14 protein-coding genes are annotated in these 14,868 nt (G+C 68.8%); 8 read left to right on the forward strand and 6 right to left on the reverse strand.

The window, feature by feature from the left end; translation table 11 throughout:
* Window positions 1-125 precede the first annotated feature (125 nt).
* Genes ACOQOP_RS05290 through ACOQOP_RS05305 form a run of 4 tightly spaced genes read left to right on the forward strand, consistent with a single transcriptional unit; the run spans window position 126 to window position 3,186 of the window.
* A complete protein-coding gene (locus ACOQOP_RS05290) occupies window positions 126-1,211 on the forward strand; it encodes a divergent polysaccharide deacetylase family protein (protein WP_420565277.1) in 1,086 nt (361 codons plus the stop codon).
* The gene (locus ACOQOP_RS05295) at window positions 1,208-1,690 is read left to right on the forward strand and encodes a GNAT family N-acetyltransferase (RefSeq protein WP_420565278.1); all 483 of its coding nucleotides are present in this window, start codon (window positions 1,208-1,210) and stop codon (window positions 1,688-1,690) included. Before ACOQOP_RS05290 ends, ACOQOP_RS05295 begins: the two co-directional genes overlap by 4 nt.
* Window positions 1,691-1,723: 33 nt before the next feature.
* Entirely contained in the window at window positions 1,724-2,479 is a 756-nt protein-coding gene (locus ACOQOP_RS05300; protein WP_420565279.1) for a sulfite exporter TauE/SafE family protein, read from the forward strand.
* Window positions 2,476-3,186: a nitroreductase gene (locus tag ACOQOP_RS05305; RefSeq protein WP_420565280.1), complete on the forward strand. Its 711-nt coding sequence runs from the start codon at window positions 2,476-2,478 to the stop codon at window positions 3,184-3,186. The genes ACOQOP_RS05300 and ACOQOP_RS05305 overlap by 4 nt, the downstream gene beginning before the upstream one ends.
* Window positions 3,187-3,320: 134 nt before the next feature.
* Here the strand turns inward: ACOQOP_RS05305 and ACOQOP_RS05310 are convergent, their stop codons facing one another.
* Window positions 3,321-4,508: an IS481 family transposase gene (locus tag ACOQOP_RS05310; protein ID WP_420565281.1), complete on the reverse strand. Its 1,188-nt coding sequence runs from the start codon at window positions 4,506-4,508 to the stop codon at window positions 3,321-3,323.
* Between the two features lie 224 nt (window positions 4,509-4,732).
* On the opposite strand from ACOQOP_RS05310, the gene ACOQOP_RS05315 reads away from it, so the two are divergent.
* The 3 genes from ACOQOP_RS05315 (at window position 4,733) to ACOQOP_RS05325 (ending at window position 7,175) form a co-directional block, all read left to right on the forward strand.
* Entirely contained in the window at window positions 4,733-5,521 is a 789-nt protein-coding gene (locus ACOQOP_RS05315; protein WP_420565282.1) for an SDR family NAD(P)-dependent oxidoreductase, read from the forward strand.
* Window positions 5,522-5,607: 86 nt separating this feature from the next.
* On the forward strand, window positions 5,608-6,432 hold the full coding sequence (locus tag ACOQOP_RS05320) for a CoA transferase subunit A (protein WP_420565283.1): 825 nt from the start codon (window positions 5,608-5,610) through the stop codon (window positions 6,430-6,432).
* On the forward strand, window positions 6,429-7,175 hold the full coding sequence (locus ACOQOP_RS05325; protein WP_420565284.1) for a CoA-transferase: 747 nt from the start codon (window positions 6,429-6,431) through the stop codon (window positions 7,173-7,175). Before ACOQOP_RS05320 ends, ACOQOP_RS05325 begins: the two co-directional genes overlap by 4 nt.
* 187 nt (window positions 7,176-7,362) lie before the next feature.
* On the opposite strand, the gene hemA is transcribed toward ACOQOP_RS05325, so the two are convergent.
* The 5 genes from hemA to ACOQOP_RS05350 all read right to left on the reverse strand — a co-directional run bounded on the left by hemA (window position 7,363) and on the right by ACOQOP_RS05350 (window position 12,928).
* Window positions 7,363-8,574 (reverse strand): 5-aminolevulinate synthase, encoded by a 1,212-nt coding sequence (hemA, locus tag ACOQOP_RS05330; RefSeq protein WP_420565285.1) that lies wholly within the window; start codon window positions 8,572-8,574, stop codon window positions 7,363-7,365.
* A gap of 138 nt (window positions 8,575-8,712) precedes the next feature.
* Window positions 8,713-9,138, reverse strand: coding sequence for a GNAT family N-acetyltransferase (locus tag ACOQOP_RS05335; protein WP_420565286.1), 426 nt, complete (start codon window positions 9,136-9,138; stop codon window positions 8,713-8,715).
* Between the two features lie 6 nt (window positions 9,139-9,144).
* The gene (cysC, locus tag ACOQOP_RS05340) at window positions 9,145-11,025 is read right to left on the reverse strand and encodes an adenylyl-sulfate kinase (protein WP_420565287.1); all 1,881 of its coding nucleotides are present in this window, start codon (window positions 11,023-11,025) and stop codon (window positions 9,145-9,147) included.
* A gap of 14 nt (window positions 11,026-11,039) precedes the next feature.
* Window positions 11,040-11,834 (reverse strand): sulfate adenylyltransferase subunit CysD, encoded by a 795-nt coding sequence (gene cysD / locus ACOQOP_RS05345; protein ID WP_420565288.1) that lies wholly within the window; start codon window positions 11,832-11,834, stop codon window positions 11,040-11,042.
* A 224-nt stretch (window positions 11,835-12,058) separates the two neighbouring features.
* Window positions 12,059-12,928: a CmcJ/NvfI family oxidoreductase gene (locus tag ACOQOP_RS05350; RefSeq protein WP_420565289.1), complete on the reverse strand. Its 870-nt coding sequence runs from the start codon at window positions 12,926-12,928 to the stop codon at window positions 12,059-12,061.
* 161 nt (window positions 12,929-13,089) lie between these two features.
* Here ACOQOP_RS05350 and ggt point away from each other — a divergent pair, with 161 nt between their 5' ends.
* Window positions 13,090-14,844: a gamma-glutamyltransferase gene (gene ggt, locus ACOQOP_RS05355; RefSeq protein WP_420565290.1), complete on the forward strand. Its 1,755-nt coding sequence runs from the start codon at window positions 13,090-13,092 to the stop codon at window positions 14,842-14,844.
* Window positions 14,845-14,868 lie beyond the last annotated feature (24 nt).

The following is a 14,868-nucleotide window of genomic DNA, read 5'->3' on the forward strand; positions in this document are numbered from 1 at the left end:
CGTGCTACCTTATCAACCCCAGGACCGGCAGAGAAGCGGCTAGCATGGCGGCACAGCGCAGGAAGCCCACAGGCAGCAGGAAGAAGACGTCCCCGTCCGGTGGCGGGTTCCTGCGGCGTGCCGGGGTGGCGGCTGTTGCTGCGGTCGTCCTGTTCGGCGGCGGGATCGCGGTGGGTGCCTGGATCGCCGGCGGTGCCGCACTGCCCGAGCTGAGTGCGAGTCGCGACCTGTTGGGTTCGCCCCAGGCGGCCGCGCCCGCTCCGGTACCGACCCAGAAGCCGCTTCCTCCCAAGGCCGAGGCGCCGAAGGCGTCGGCGGTGCAACCCGATATTCCGCTGCCGAAAATGACCAAGGCCGTGGAGGCGGCGAAACCGGCGGAGACGATGGCCCAGCCGGTGGCCGCGACAGCCGTGCCCCAGGTGGCAGCCCTGCCGCCCAAGCCACCGGTCGGGGATCGCGAAGACCTGCCGGCCTGGCGCCGCTATGCCGTCGCGGCGGATCTCTCCGGCGGCGGGCCGTTCATCGCCATCGTGCTGGACGATCTCGGCATCGATGTGCGCCGGTCCAACCGGGCGGTGGCGCTCTCGGCCCCGATGACGCTCGCCTTTCTGCCCTATGCCGAGGGGCTGGAGGCGCAGACCGCCGCCGCGCGTGCGGCCGGTCATGAGTTGCTGGTCCATATCCCCATGCAGCCGCATGGAGAGGACGCCGATCCGGGGCCGAATGCGCTGGACATGCGGCTGGGTGCCATCGAGGTGCTGAGCCGGCTGGACTGGGATCTCGCCCGGTTCTCCGGTTATGTCGGCATCAACAATCACATGGGCAGCCTGTTCACCGAGAGCGAGGAGGGGATGCGCCTGGTGGCCGAGGGGCTGCGCGACCGGGGGCTGCTGTTCCTGGACAGCCTGACCTCGCCGAAGAGCGTGGCCGCCTCCACCGTGGCCTCCTACGGCGTGCCGACAACCGTGCGCGACGTCTTCCTCGACAATACCGACAGCCCGGAGGAGGTGGCGATGCGGCTGGAACAGACCGAGAAGGTGGCCCGCAAGGCCGGCACGGCAATCGCGATCGGCCATCCCCGCGACAACACCCTGGACGTGCTGGAGGCCTGGATCCCCAAAGCGCAGGCGGCGGGCTTCACCCTGGTGCCGCTGACCGCCGTGCTGGACGTCCGGCGCGGCATGGCCACCCAGCAGGCGAGCCGACCGTGAGTGCGGTGCAGCTTCCGCCGGTGACCTGGCGCTGGCACCGCTGGAACCAGCTCGACCGCGACCAGCTCTACGCCATCCTGAAGGCGCGGGTGGACATCTTCGTGGTCGAGCAGGACTGCCCCTATCCGGAGATCGACGGCAAGGATCCCAAGGCCCTGCACCTGCTCGGCTATGACGGGCATCCTGGCGACGGCCTGCTGCTGGCCTATGCGCGGCTGTTCGCGCCCGGCGATTACTACGCCGAGCCGGCGGTCGGCCGGGTGCTGACCACGGCGTCGGCGCGGGGACGCGGCGTGGGAAGGCTGCTGATGGCGGAGTGCCACCGGTTTTCGGAGGCAAGCTTCGGCACGCCGGCGGTGCGGCTGAACGGGCAGGCCTACCTGAAGGAGTTCTACGAGAGCCTCGGCTATGCCGCCGTCATGGGGCCGTATGACGAGGACGGCATCCCGCATTACGAGATGCTTCGCTCGGCGCCGTAGCGTTCGTTCGTCGGCGGCGCCTAGGGTCCTGTCATGACGGATCTCACGGATATCGCCGCCATTGTCGGCGTTCTCTTTCTCGCCGGCCTGGTGAAGGGTGTGGTCGGGCTCGGCCTGCCGACGGTCAGTCTGGCGCTGCTCACCCCGATCCTGGGATTGCCGTCGGCCATGGCGGCGATGCTGCTGCCGTCCTTTCTCACCAACCTGCAGCAGGCGCTGACCGGCGGCGACATCCCGGCGATGCTGCGCCGGTTCTGGCCGTTCCTGGGGGCGGTGGCGCTGGGTACCCTGGCGACCTCCGGCGCGGTCGCCGCAGTGCCGACCGACCTGCTGGTGATCCTGCTGGGCGCGTCCATCGCGCTCTATGCGGCACTCGGCCTGCTGACCCCGCCCTGGCCGCAACCGGGGCCGCGCGAGCGCTGGCTCGGTCCGGTCTGCGGCCTGGTCACCGGGTTGCTGACCGGCATGACCGGTTCCTTCGTGATCCCGTCGGTGCCGTATCTCCAGTCCCTGGCGCTGGGCCGCGACCGGCTGGTGCAGATGATGGGGGCGACCTTCACCGTCGCCACGCTGGCCCTGGCGCTCGGCCTCGGTGGACGTGGGCTGATCGGCGGCGGGGCGGCGCTGGGCACACTCGCGGGGGTGATTCCCGCCTTTCTCGGCATGGAGATCGGCCGCCGGCTGCGCGGCCTTCTGTCGGAGCAGGCCTTTCGCCGCGCGCTTTTCACGGCACTGTTGCTTCTCGGGCTCTGGATGATCGGACGGGAACTGGCTAGCGTCGCGACATGACAGATCATGCGCCCCGTATCCCGCTTCCCGTTTCCGGCCTGAACCCCGTGGAGGAGGCCGTCGGCCAGCGCCGTTCCGTGCGCGGCTTCAAACCCGATCCGGTCCCGCGCGAGACGGTCGAACGTATCCTGCAGATCGCCGCCCGCGCGCCGTCGGGCACCAACATGCAGCCCTGGAAGGTGCATGTGCTGACCGGCAAGGCGCGGGAGGACCTGTCGGCGGCGATCATGACCGCCTTCGACAGCGGCGAGGAGCACAAGGGCGAGTGGGCCTATTACCCCAAGCAGTTCCGCGAACCCTATCTGGCGCGGCGGCGCAAGGTCGGCTGGGACCTCTACGGCCTGGTCGGCATCGCCAAGGGCGACACCGAGAAGATGCATGTGCAGCACGGCCGCAACTACACCTTCTTCGATGCGCCGGTGGGGCTCATCTTCACCATCGACCGGGACCTGGAGATCGGGTCGTGGCTCGATTACGGGATGTTCCTGCAGAACGTGATGCTGGTCGCCCGCTCCCACGGGCTGGAGACCTGCCCCCAGGCGGCCTTCGCGCCGTATCACGCGGTGATCCGCGAGACCCTCGGGCTGGAGGAGATCGACGCCATCGTCTGCGGCATGTCGCTCGGCTATGCAGATTGGGACCGACCGGAGAACACGCTGATCACCGAGCGGGCGCCGCTCGAGGACTTCGTGACGTTCCGGGAGTAGGGGGCTGGATCCGGCCCTTCCTCCACTAGTCTTCCCGGACCTGATCCGGGACCCAGCCATCCGCGCGATGGAACGCTCGAGGTAACTTTCATGCGCTCCAACGCGCGCCCTCTCTGGGCCCCGGCGCAGGGTGTTCAGCCCGGAGAGAAGGTTGACGCCTGTTCGGAGACATGGCTGACGGTTTCCGGATTAGTGTTTTCGTCGTTGTTGACGTCAATGGTTGCGATGCGCCTGGCGCCGAAGAAGACGCCGAACCGGCCGTCGCGGTCGCGTGGCCGGATGGCGACGCGTTCACCGCGGAAGGCCTTGGGCACGCGCCAGAGGCGGTTTCGGAAGCTGATGTTGGCGGACTGGTTGACGGTGCGCAGCGTCTCGCCGTCGTCATAGACGATCTCGGGCGGCGGATCGATGAAGGGACGCGGCGAGACGGCGTATCGGGTCGCCGGCACCTCCTGGCCGAGAGCCTCGTGCGGCCTGCGGGTGTTGTAGACGCTGCGCCAGGCATCGAAGGCCCTCTGGGCGCAGGCGAGGTCGCGGAACCGGTTGCAGGCCAACAGTTCGGCGTTGAGGGTGCGGTGGAAGCGCTCGTTCTTGCCGCGCGACTGGGGATGGTAGGGGCGGCTGTGGATGACCTCCACGCCGAGCTTGAGCAGCCACACGCCGAGCGGCGTCCACTGTCCCGGCACGCCACCGCCCCAGGGCGAGCCGTTGTCGAGGAAGAACGCCTCGGGCAGGCCATAGCGGCAAAAGGCCCCTTCCAGGGCGCTGCGCACCGTCGCCGTGCGCTGGTCGCCGCAGGCGGCAAGGCAAAGCGCGTAGCGCGAGTGATCGTCGATCACCGTCAGCGGATGGCACCAGCCGGCGCCGGCCAGCGGCACGCGGCCCTTGAAGTCCATCTGCCACAGCAGGTTCGGCGCCGGCTTCTCGAAGCGCCGGTAGTGATGGTTGTCGCCGCCGCTCCCGCCACCGATCCGACCATGACGCTGCAGCACCGCATGCACCGTCGACGGGGCGGGTGCGGCAAGACCCTCGCGGCTCAAACAGCGCGCGATCTTGCGCGCTCCCCACGCCGGGTGCGCATCGCGCACCGCCAGGATCGCCGCCTCCACGTCCGCCGCTGTCCGCGCCGGGCTCCCATGCGGCCGCCGCGAGCGGTCACACAGACCCTCCGCCCCATCCTGCCACCGCCGGAGCCATTTGTAGCCCGTCTGCGCACTGATCCCAAAACGCCGGCACAACTCCCGACGGTTCGCCCCTTCCGACAACGCAAGCGTCACAAACTCAAGACGCTGTTCCATGGCAGACACCTCTCTCCACGGCATGCCCAGCCTCCCGCGCTGATCACATGCCTAAAGTGTCAACCATCTCCCCGAACACCTGTCCGCTATCTCTCCGGGCTGAACACGCAGGGCCGGGGAGAGCGTAGGGTTAGGGGAAGAGGGAGCGCGCATTACCCCCATTGCCGCCGCCCCCGCGCGCTTGCCATGATCGCCGCCAATCAACCACGAACCAGAACACCAGAGGGCGCAGCCCCGGGAGAGGAAACATGAGCCGGATCAGTGTCATCACCGGCGGTGCCAGCGGCATCGGCCGGGCCTGCGCGGATGTGCTGGCGGAACGGGGCGACACGCTCGTCATCGCCGACATGAACGCCGAGGGTGCCGCCAAGGCCGCCGCGGAACTGAAGGCCGCCGGGGCGGCGGCCCATGCGCTGGCGCTTGACGTGGCCGATGACGCGGCGGTGGAGGACTTCTTCGACCGGGTGGAGAGCGAGATCGGCGCCGTCGGTGCGGTCGTGCATTCCGCCGGAATCCTGCAGAACGCCATGACCACCGAGCGCATGGACCGGGCCGAGGCCGACCGGATCATGGATGTGAACTACCGCGGCACCTGGTCGGTGAACGTCGCCGCCTGCCGCCGGATGAAGGCGCGCCAGGCCGGGGCCGTCGTCAACCTCGCCTCGATCAACAGCTTCACCGCGCTGCCGATCCCCAGCTATAACGTCTCCAAGGTCGCGGTGAAGGCGCTGACCGAGATCCTGGCGGTGGAGTACGGAATCCACGGCATCCGGGTGAACGCGGTCGCGCCGACCTACACCATCACCCCGGCGATCCAGGCGCGCATCGACAGCGGCCACCGCGACCCGGAGGCGATCCGCGATGCCGGGGCGCTGAAGATTCTGGTCACCCCGCGCAACATCGCCGAGCCGATCGCCTTCCTGCTGTCCGACGCGGCCGCCGCCATCACCGGCGTCACCCTGCCGGTCGACGCGGGCTATGCGCCGAACACCACCTACCGCAGCTACGTCGCCCCGGTGGAGGGCTTCGGCCAGTAAGCTTGTGGCAGCAGTGCGATGCCGGCGCGGGCGTTGATCCCGACCCGCGAGGGGCGCAGACTTCCGCCAACATCGGGAGGAAAACGATGACCGAAATGGTGACCAGCCTCGACGCGCTTGCTGCCAAGGTGCGCGACGGCTCCATGATCGCCTTGCCGCCGGACTATTCCGGCTGCGCCAACGCCCTGTGGCGGGCGGTGATCCGCCGCGGGGTGAAGGACCTGCACCTCGTGGGCGTGCCGGTCTTCGGCTATCACGGCGACCTGCTGATCGGGGCGGGCTGCGTGCGGGTGGCCGAGACATCCGCCGTGACCCTGGGCGAGCATGGGCTCGCACCCCGCTTCACCGCGGCGGTCAAGGCCGGCAGCATTGTCGTGAAGGACGCCACCTGTCCCGCCATCCATGCCGGGCTGCAGGCGGCCGAGCGCGGGGCGCCGTTCTCGGTGATGCGAGGGCTGATCGGCTCCGACATCCTGGCCCGGCGCGCCGACTGGAAGGTCATCGACAACCCGTTCGGCGAGAACGATCCGGTGGTCGCGATCCCGGCCCTGACGCCCGACCTCGCCGTGTTCCACGCCGCCAAGGCCGACCGGCACGGCAATGTCTGGATCGGCGTGCGGCGCGAGCTGATGGTCATGGCCCATGCCGCCCGCGACACGCTGGTGACCGTGGAGGAGATCGTCGACGGCGACCTGATGGCCGATCCGGTGACCAAGGCCGGCACCATCCCCGGCCTCTACGTCACCGCCCTGGCCGAGGCGAAGGAGGGAAGCTGGCCCCAGGGCCTGCCCGCCACCGACCTGGTCGCCGATCAGGGCCACCTGGCGCGCTATGCCGAGATGGCGAAGACGGAAGAGGGTTTTGCGTCCTATCTGGCGGAGTTCGTGACCGGCCGGGAGGCGGCGGAATGAGCGGCTCCGACGTTCAGCTGGAAGAGATCCTGATCCACACCATCGCCGGGATGCTGGAGGGCCTGCGCCATGTGGCGGTCGGCGCGTCATCGCCGGTGCCGGGGGCGGCGGCGCTACTGGCCCGGGCGCGATCGGGTGGCGGCACGCGGGTGTCGGTGCTGGGCTCGGAGGACCACAATTTCTTCTCCGACGGCGGCAAGGAGCTGTTCGACTGCGCCGGGCAAGGGCGGATCGACGCCTTCTTCCTCTCCGGCGCCCAGATCGACGGCAAGGCCAACATCAACCTGGTGTCCATCGGCGACCCGGACCTGCCCAAGGCGCGGTTTCCCGGCTCGTTCGGGTCGGGCTATCTGTACTATGTGGTGCCGCGGGTGATCCTGTTCCGGCTGGAGCACACCAAGCGGACCCTGGTGGAGAAGGTGGACTTCATCTCCGCCCCGGGTTTCTCCGACCCGAACGTCTACCGGCCGGGCGGCCCCTTCGCGATGATCACCGACCGCTGCCTGTTCGACGTGGACAAGGCGCGGCAGCGCTTCGTGCTGAAGAGCGTGCATCCGGGCGAGAGCGTGGAGAGCATCGCGGAGAACACCGGGTTCGCGTATGACGTGCCGGCCGAGGTGCCGACGACGCCGCTGCCCGATGCGGAAACCCTGGCCCTGATGCGCGGCCGCATCGCCGGCGAGATCGCCGAGATCTATCCGGGGTTCGCCAAGCGGGTGTTCGGGCTGGAGAGGGCGGCCTGACGGGTCAGGCTCAGCCTTCATCAATCCCTCAACCAAACGCACTCCCCGGCCCTGTGCCGGGGCCTACTCGTCGGCGTGACTGGTCGGTGGGGGCTTTCTATCGATCCGCTCGCGCGGTTCTTGGCGTGGGCCCCGGCACAGGGCCGGGGAGTGCGGTTTGGGAGGGGACGACGGATCGTGCGCCGTGTCACGCCGCCCGCTTCAACCCCGAGCGGGTCCAGATCGTTTCCAACGACGCCACCAGGTGCGCGATATCGGCATCCGAATGCGACGGGTTCGGCGTGACCCGCAGGCGCTCCGTGCCGCGCGGAACCGTGGGGTAGTTGATCGGCTGCACGTAGATCCCGAACTCGTCCAGCAGCTCGTCGCTGATCCGCTTGGCATGGACCGGGTCGCCGACCATCACCGGGACGATGTGGCTCGGATTGGCGAGATGCGGGATGCCGGCGGAATCCAGGCCAGCGCGGACCTTGGCCACCCGGTCGCGCTGGGCCTCGCGCTCGACGTTGCTGGTCTTCAGATGGCGGATGCTCGCCCGCGCACCCGCCGCGACCGCCGGGGGAAGCGCGGTGGTGAAGATGAAGCCCGAGGCGAAGCTGCGCACGAAATCGCACAGCGCCGCCGACGCGGTGATGTAGCCGCCCATCACCCCGAACGCCTTGCCCAGGGTCCCCTCGATCACCGTCAGCCGGTGCGCCAGACCCTCGCGTTCGGAGATGCCGCCGCCGCGCGGACCGTAGAGCCCGACCGCATGCACCTCGTCGAGATAGGTCATCGCCCCGTGCTTCTCGGCCACATCGCAGATCTCGGCGATCGGCGCGATGTCGCCATCCATGGAGTAGACGCTCTCGAACGCCACCAGCTTGGGCCGGTTCGGGGCGATTTCGGACAGCTTGCGGTCGAGGTCTTCGGGGTCGTTGTGGTTCCAGATCACCTTCTCGGCGCGGGAATGGCGGATGCCCTCGATCATGGACGCGTGGTTGTCGGAATCCGACAGCACCACGCAGCCGGCCATGCGCGCCGCCAGCGTGCCCAGCGCAGCCCAGTTCGACACATAGCCGGACGTGAACAGCAGCCCGGCCTCCTTGCCGTGCAGGTCGGCGAGTTCCCGCTCCAGCAGCACGTGGTCGTGGTTGGTGCCGGAGATGTTGCGCGTGCCGCCGGCGCCCGCGCCGGAGCGATCCAGCGCCTCATGCATCGCCTGCAGCACGGCGGGAAACTGCCCCATGCCCAGATAGTCGTTCGAGCACCACACGGTGACCTCGCCGGTGCCGCCCGCGCGATAGCGGGTGGCACGGGGGAAGGCGCCCTGGTGCCGCTCGATATCGGTGAACACCCGATAGCGGCCCTCGCCGCGCAGGGCGTCGAGCTGGTCCCGGAAATAGGCCTCGTAGTCCATGGTCGTCTCCTCGCGGGTTTCCCCGCTGCCGGAAGCGGCAGTCTCGCCGAACTCGCCGTCTCAGCGCCGGAAAATGGCGCGGCGGGCGGTCCCCATCAACCTGTCACATCCGCGCAGGGGGCGGGCTGACGGGCGGTTCTACAGGCGCTTGGTAAAGAAATAGCGCCGGTGGCCGGGCGGCATATCCTCGATCCGGCCGAACTCCACATAGCCGAAGCGTGGGTAGAAGTCCGGAGCCTGGAAGTCGTAGGTGTCGAGCCAGGCGCCGATGCACGCGCGCCCGCGGGCGAGCTCCTCGGCCCGGGCGAGCAGCGCTCCGCCGACCCCGCCGCGACGCTCCGCCGGACGGACCGCCAGAAGGCTCACATGCAGCCAGTGCAGGTTGGTGCTGCCGACCAGCGTGCCGACCAGCTCTCCGTCGCGCAGGGCCCGCAGGGCGAATTCCTGGAAGTTCCAGGCCACGCCATGGGGCTTTGCATGCTCGCCGAGCCAGTCGATCGCCTGCCTGCGGACGGCCTCCAGCGGGTCGCCTTTGCCCTCGACCAGTTCGACCTGCACAGACATGGCCGTTCAGCTTCCCTTGGTGGCGAAATTCGCTTCCACGTAGCTGAGCAGCTGCTCCACAGATTGGGCAAGCGACAGGGAGCCGGTATCGACCTCCACCTCCGGGGCTTCCGGTGCCTCGTAGGGGGCGGAGATGCCGGTGAACTCCGGGATCTCGCCCTTGCGCGCCTTCTTGTAGAGACCCTTGGGATCGCGCTCCTCGCAGACTTCCAGCCCGGCGTTCACATAGACCTCGTGGAACAGGTCCGGGGCGACGGCGCGGGCGCGGTCGCGGTCGGAGCGGTAGGGCGAGATGAAGGCGGTGATCACCAGTATGCCAGCGCGGGCGAACAGGGCCGCCACCTCGCCGACCCGGCGGATGTTCTCCTCCCGGTCCTCCGGCGCGAAGCCGAGATCGGCGGACAGGCCGAAGCGGATGTTGTCGCCGTCGAGCACATAGACCTGCCAGCCCTTGCGGAACAGGGTCTGCTCCAGCTCCAGGGCCAGGGTGGACTTGCCGGCACCGGACAGGCCGGTCAGCCAGAGCACGCCGGACTTGTGGCCGTTGGCCGCCCAGCGGGCGTCGGTGGTGACCCGGGTCTCCACCGCGGTGATGTTCTGCGAGGTCGGGGCGTTGGCCCGGCGCAGGTCGTGGAACCCGTCCATCGACACCAGGCCGCCGCCGGCCATGTCGTAGCCGTCGATCAGCACGAAACGGCCGAGACGCGGGTTGGCGGTGAACTCGTCCACCGACAGCATGGCGCGGGCGCGCAGCACCACCTCGCCGACCTCGTTGCGCTCGATCCGGTCGGCCGGGCGCTCCGACAGGTCGGAGACGTCGATCACCCGCTCGATCGCCTGCACCTCGACCGGGTGCTCCAGGGTGGCGAGCTTGAGCTTATAGCGACGGCCCACCTCCAGCGGCGCGCGGCCAAGCCAGAAGATGCGGGCGCGGAACACGTTGGTCTGGACCGGCGGCTCGGCCTCGTGGCTGGCGACGAAGCCGCGCTCGACGAAGAGCTGGTCGTCCAGGGTGATGCCGATGGACTGGCCGGCGGAGGCCGACAGGACCGGGCCGTCGACGCTCCAGGCCTCGATCGACTGCACCTTTGCTCGGGCGTTGCTCGGGCTGAACAGCAGGGTGTCGCCGACGTTCAGCTTCCCGCTCTCGATACGGCCGGCCAGGATGCGGCGCTCGTCGAACTTGTAGACGTCCTGGATCGGGAAGCGCAGCGGCAGTTCCACCGGCAGCGGCTTCGGCGCCAGGGCGTCGAGCGAGGCGATCAGCGTCTCGCCGGTGAACCAGGGCATGTTCTGCGACTTGTTCGCCAGGCCGTCGCCGTGGCGGGCGGAGACCGGCAGGATGGCCGCCGGGGTGATGCCCATGCCCTTCAGATAGGCACGGACCTCGCCGGCCACTTCCTCGAAGCGGTCCTTGGCATGGTCGACCAAGTCCATCTTGTTGACCGCGACCACCACGTTGTCGAGGCCGAGCAGGTGCAGGATGTAGCCGTGGCGGCGGGTCTGCTCCTGCACGCCTTCCTTGGCATCGACCACCAGAATCGCGGCATCGGCCGAGGCGGCGCCGGAGACCATGTTCTTCAGGAACTCCTTATGGCCCGGCGCGTCGATGATGACGTAGGGCCGAACCGGGGTCTTGAAGAAGATCTGGGTGGTGTCGATGGTGATGCCCTGGTCGCGCTCGGCCTGCAAAGCGTCGAGCACGAAGGCCCATTCCATCGGCATGCCGCGCCGCTCGGACATGGCGCGGACCGCCTCCATCTTGCCGTCGGGCAGGGAGCCGGTGTCGTGCAGCATGCGGCCGATCAGGGTCGACTTGCCGTGGTCCACATGGCCGACGATGACGAGCTTCATCGGCGCGAGATCGGTAACGGGAGGGACAGTCATCTGGGCGGACTCTCTTACATGTATCCCGCGGAGCGCAGGCGCTCGAACGCGTCTTCGGCCTCATGGTCCATCGCCCGGCCGCTGCGCTCGGCCACCTTGGTGGCGCGCAACTCGGCGATGATCTTCTCCACGGTGTCGGCGTCGCTGTTTACCGGGTTGGTGATGTCCATGTCGCCGAGCGAACGGTAGCGCTTGCCGTTCTTGGCGAAGTACAGCGGCACCAGCGGAATGCCCTCGCGCTGGATGTAGAGCCAGATGTCCAGCTCGGTCCAGTGCAGCAGCGGGTGCACGCGGATATGGGTGCCCGGCGCGAAGTCGGTCTTGAACTGGTCCCAGAATTCCGGCGGCTGGTCGCGGAAGTCCCACTCGGCGTTCTCGCCGCGCGGGCTGAAGACCCGTTCCTTGGCGCGGGTGGCCTCCTCGTCGCGACGGATGCCGGCGATCACCGCCTGCAGGTCCAACTCGGCGATCAGCCGCTTCAGCGCCTCGGTCTTGCGCGCCGCGGAGCGGGCGGCCGGCGGCAGGGTCGGGTCGATCTCCTCGATCGGCGGGCAGTCCCGGCGGATGAAGTTCAACCCCCACTTCTCGGCGTACTCCTTCTGGAAGGCGTACATCTCGGGGAACTTCTTGCCGGTGTCGCAGAACATGGCGGGGAAGGGGACGTGTCCGAAGAACGCCTTCTTCGCCAGCCAGAGCATGACGTTGGAGTCCTTGCCGAGCGACCAGAGCATGCCCAGCCGGTCGAACTTGTTGAACGCCTCGCGCAGGATGTAGACGCTCTGCGCCTCGAGGGAGTCGAGATGGTTCATCGGAAACCCGTGTCCCCGGTTGCGGTTGGCGCGTTGATAGGCGCGGACACGGGCGCTGTCAAAGGAAGTGCGGGCCTTTCAGGTCGCTGAAAGGTGGCATAACAGGAGCGGAAGCGGGCGGATTTGATCCAGCGGTTCCCGGCTGGCCGATTTTCGGGACCGGCGCGTTCCGGGGGATCGGGAACGGCGGAACCGTCCGTTCCCGAAATTTTTTGCGCGGGAGGCTAGCCTTCGATGACCGCGAAGGTGCGCACCTCAATGCTCTCGCGGGGCGGCGCGCTCGGATCCTGGTCAGGAATCTGGAAGGCGCCGTGCGGGGTGTACTTGGACACGCCGTCCTTGGTGTCCCAGCCCTTGATCAGCAGCACCTCGTCGCGGGTCATCTCGGGCGCCCAGTACCAGCGCTGACCCGGCTGATGGGCGAGCTGGTAGATCTCGCCGACCCGGTCGGGGAAGACCTGGTCCGTGGCGAGCAGGGCGTCCGGGGCGATCGACTCCGCGTCGGCCAGGGCGAGCGGGGCGCGCTGCACCGGGCCGGTGATCGGCCGCCAGACATTGACCTGAACGACCCGTCCGCCTTTGGCCAGGATCGCCTCCACCTCGCCAGCCCCCAGTGCGTCGTTGCCGCGCTTCGGGCCGGAGGCGGCGGTGTAGTCCACATGGACCCGGGAGGCGGGGCCGCGGGCGCCGTCCTTGTTGGCGGCACCGGCACCGCTGTCCGAGCGGCGGGTGTGGTCGAAGATCACGACCTTGGTGGCGCCGACCGCCTGCTTCACCAGTTCGACCACCTCGTCGTAGTAGGTGGAGGTGACGGCATCGTCATCATAGAGGTCGGCGACGGCCGTGGGGTGCTTCTTCAGGGTGAAACCCTGGCGGTCGAGATCCAGATCGTCGGCGATCGGCCGCATGTCGGCGATCTCCACCGGGATCTCCTCCACCTGGAAGAAGATCTTCGGGGCGCCACCGGTCAGGGCCGAGCTGTGAAACACCGGCTTCTCGTCCTGCGGGACCGTGAAGCCCAGAGGGGCGGTGATCGACCGGCCGGACCGGCTCTGGGCCCCCACCGCGCTCGGCGACGCACTCATCTGGTTCATGACACCTTCTCCAAGTGAGGATGCTGTATCGTTCCGTTTCGCAAAAGATAGGGCGCGTGATCTGGGGTATTAATGGGTCAATTGGCACGAATGCCGGTCGTGCTCGGCATGGTTTCTGGCATGGTTCTGCACGTATCCTGTCGGGCGAAGGAGATGCGGCCATGTTGACACGACGGCATTTCACGGGCGGCCTGTTGGCGGGCGGGGTCCTGGCCCCGTCCTGGGCCCCGTCCTGGGCCCCGTCCTGGGCCCAGGCCTTCACCCCGGCCGAGCTGACCGGCGCCGACCGACTGTTCCCGGCGGAGGCGAGCGGCGGCATGATCGCCAGCCGGGAAGCCACCGCAACGCAGGTCGGCGTCAACGTCCTGGCCGCCGGCGGGAATGCGGTGGATGCGGCGGTGGCCGTGGCGTTTGCCCTGGCGGTAACGCTGCCGCAGGCCGGCAATATCGGCGGCGGCGGCTTCGCGCTGGTCCATCACCCGGCCGATCGCTCCACCCACGCGCTCGACTTCCGCGAGATGGCTCCGGCCGCCGCCCATCGCGACCTGTTCATCGGTCCAGACGGCGAGGTCGACAGCGAGCGCTCCCGGTACTCCCACCACGCGGTCGGCGTGCCGGGATCGGTTGCGGGATATCTCGACCTGCTGGCGCGCTTCGGGTCCTGGCCGCGGCAACGGGTGATGGCCCCGGCGATCCGGCTGGCCGAGGAGGGCATCCCCGTCACCCGCACCCTCAGCCGCAACATCGAGCAACGGATGGACCGGTTCCGACCCTGGCCTGCGACCATGGCGGTGATCGCCCGCCCCGACGGCACGGCGCTTCAGCCGGGCGACGTGCTGCGCCAGCCGGATCTGGCCGCGAGCCTGCGGCAGATCTCGGAGCAGGGGGCGGGCGCCTTCTACCAGGGCGGCATCGCCGAGCTGATCGCGGCCGAAATGGCGCGCCATCACGGGCCGATCACCCGCGAGGATCTCGCGCGCTATCACACCGTGTGGCGGGAGCCGGTGTTCGGCAGCTATCGCGGCGTCGGTATCGCCTCCATGCCCCCGCCCAGCTCCGGCGGGGCGCATCTGGTACAGATGCTCAACATCCTGGAGGGCTGGGACCTGGCCGCGCTGGGGCACAATTCCGCGGCGACCCTGCACCGGATGACCGAGGCGATGCGCCGGGCCTATGCCGACCGGGCGGTGCATCTGGGTGACCCGGGCTTCTGGGACGTGCCGCTGGAGTGGATCATCTCGAAGGCCTATGGCGACGCGCTACGGGCCGGGATCGACCTGACCCGTGCAACCCCTTCCAAGGCCGTGCAGCCCGGGTCTCCGAAACCGGAGGGCGCCAATACCACCCATCTTTCGGTCATGGACCGCAAGGGCGGGGCGGTGTCGATGACGACCACCCTGAATTTCGGCTTCGGCAGCGGCATTGTCGCCAAGGGCACCGGCATCTTCCTCAACAACGAAATGGACGACTTCTCGGCCAAGCCGGGCGTGCCGAACGCCTACGGGCTGATCGGCGGCGAAGCGAATGCGGTGGCCGCCCACAAGCGGCCGCTGTCGTCCATGACGCCGACCCTGCTGCTGGCCGACGGTCGCGCGGTCGGGGCGCTGGGCAGTCCGGATGGCAGTCGGATCATCACGACAGTGCTGCAGCTCATCCTGAACCTGGTCGACCACGGCATGAATCTGGCGGAGGCGACCGTGGCGGCGAGGGTGCACCACCAGTGGCAGCCCGACCGGCTCTGGGTCGAGGAGGGGATTTCTCCGGATACGGCCGCTATGCTCGCGGCGATGGGCCATAATGTGGAGGTCGGGAGGGCCTTCGGCGCGGCCCAGTCGGTGCTGTCCGCGCCGGACGGCTTCCGGGGCATGACCGACCCGCGACGCCCGGGCGGATTGGCTGCCGGTCCGGACCTGTAGAGCCTGGAAAATAATACGGAGTTT

Origin of the sequence: Thalassobaculum sp. (assembly GCF_965223715.1) — a bacterium.
Classification (GTDB): domain Bacteria; phylum Pseudomonadota; class Alphaproteobacteria; order Thalassobaculales; family Thalassobaculaceae; genus Thalassobaculum.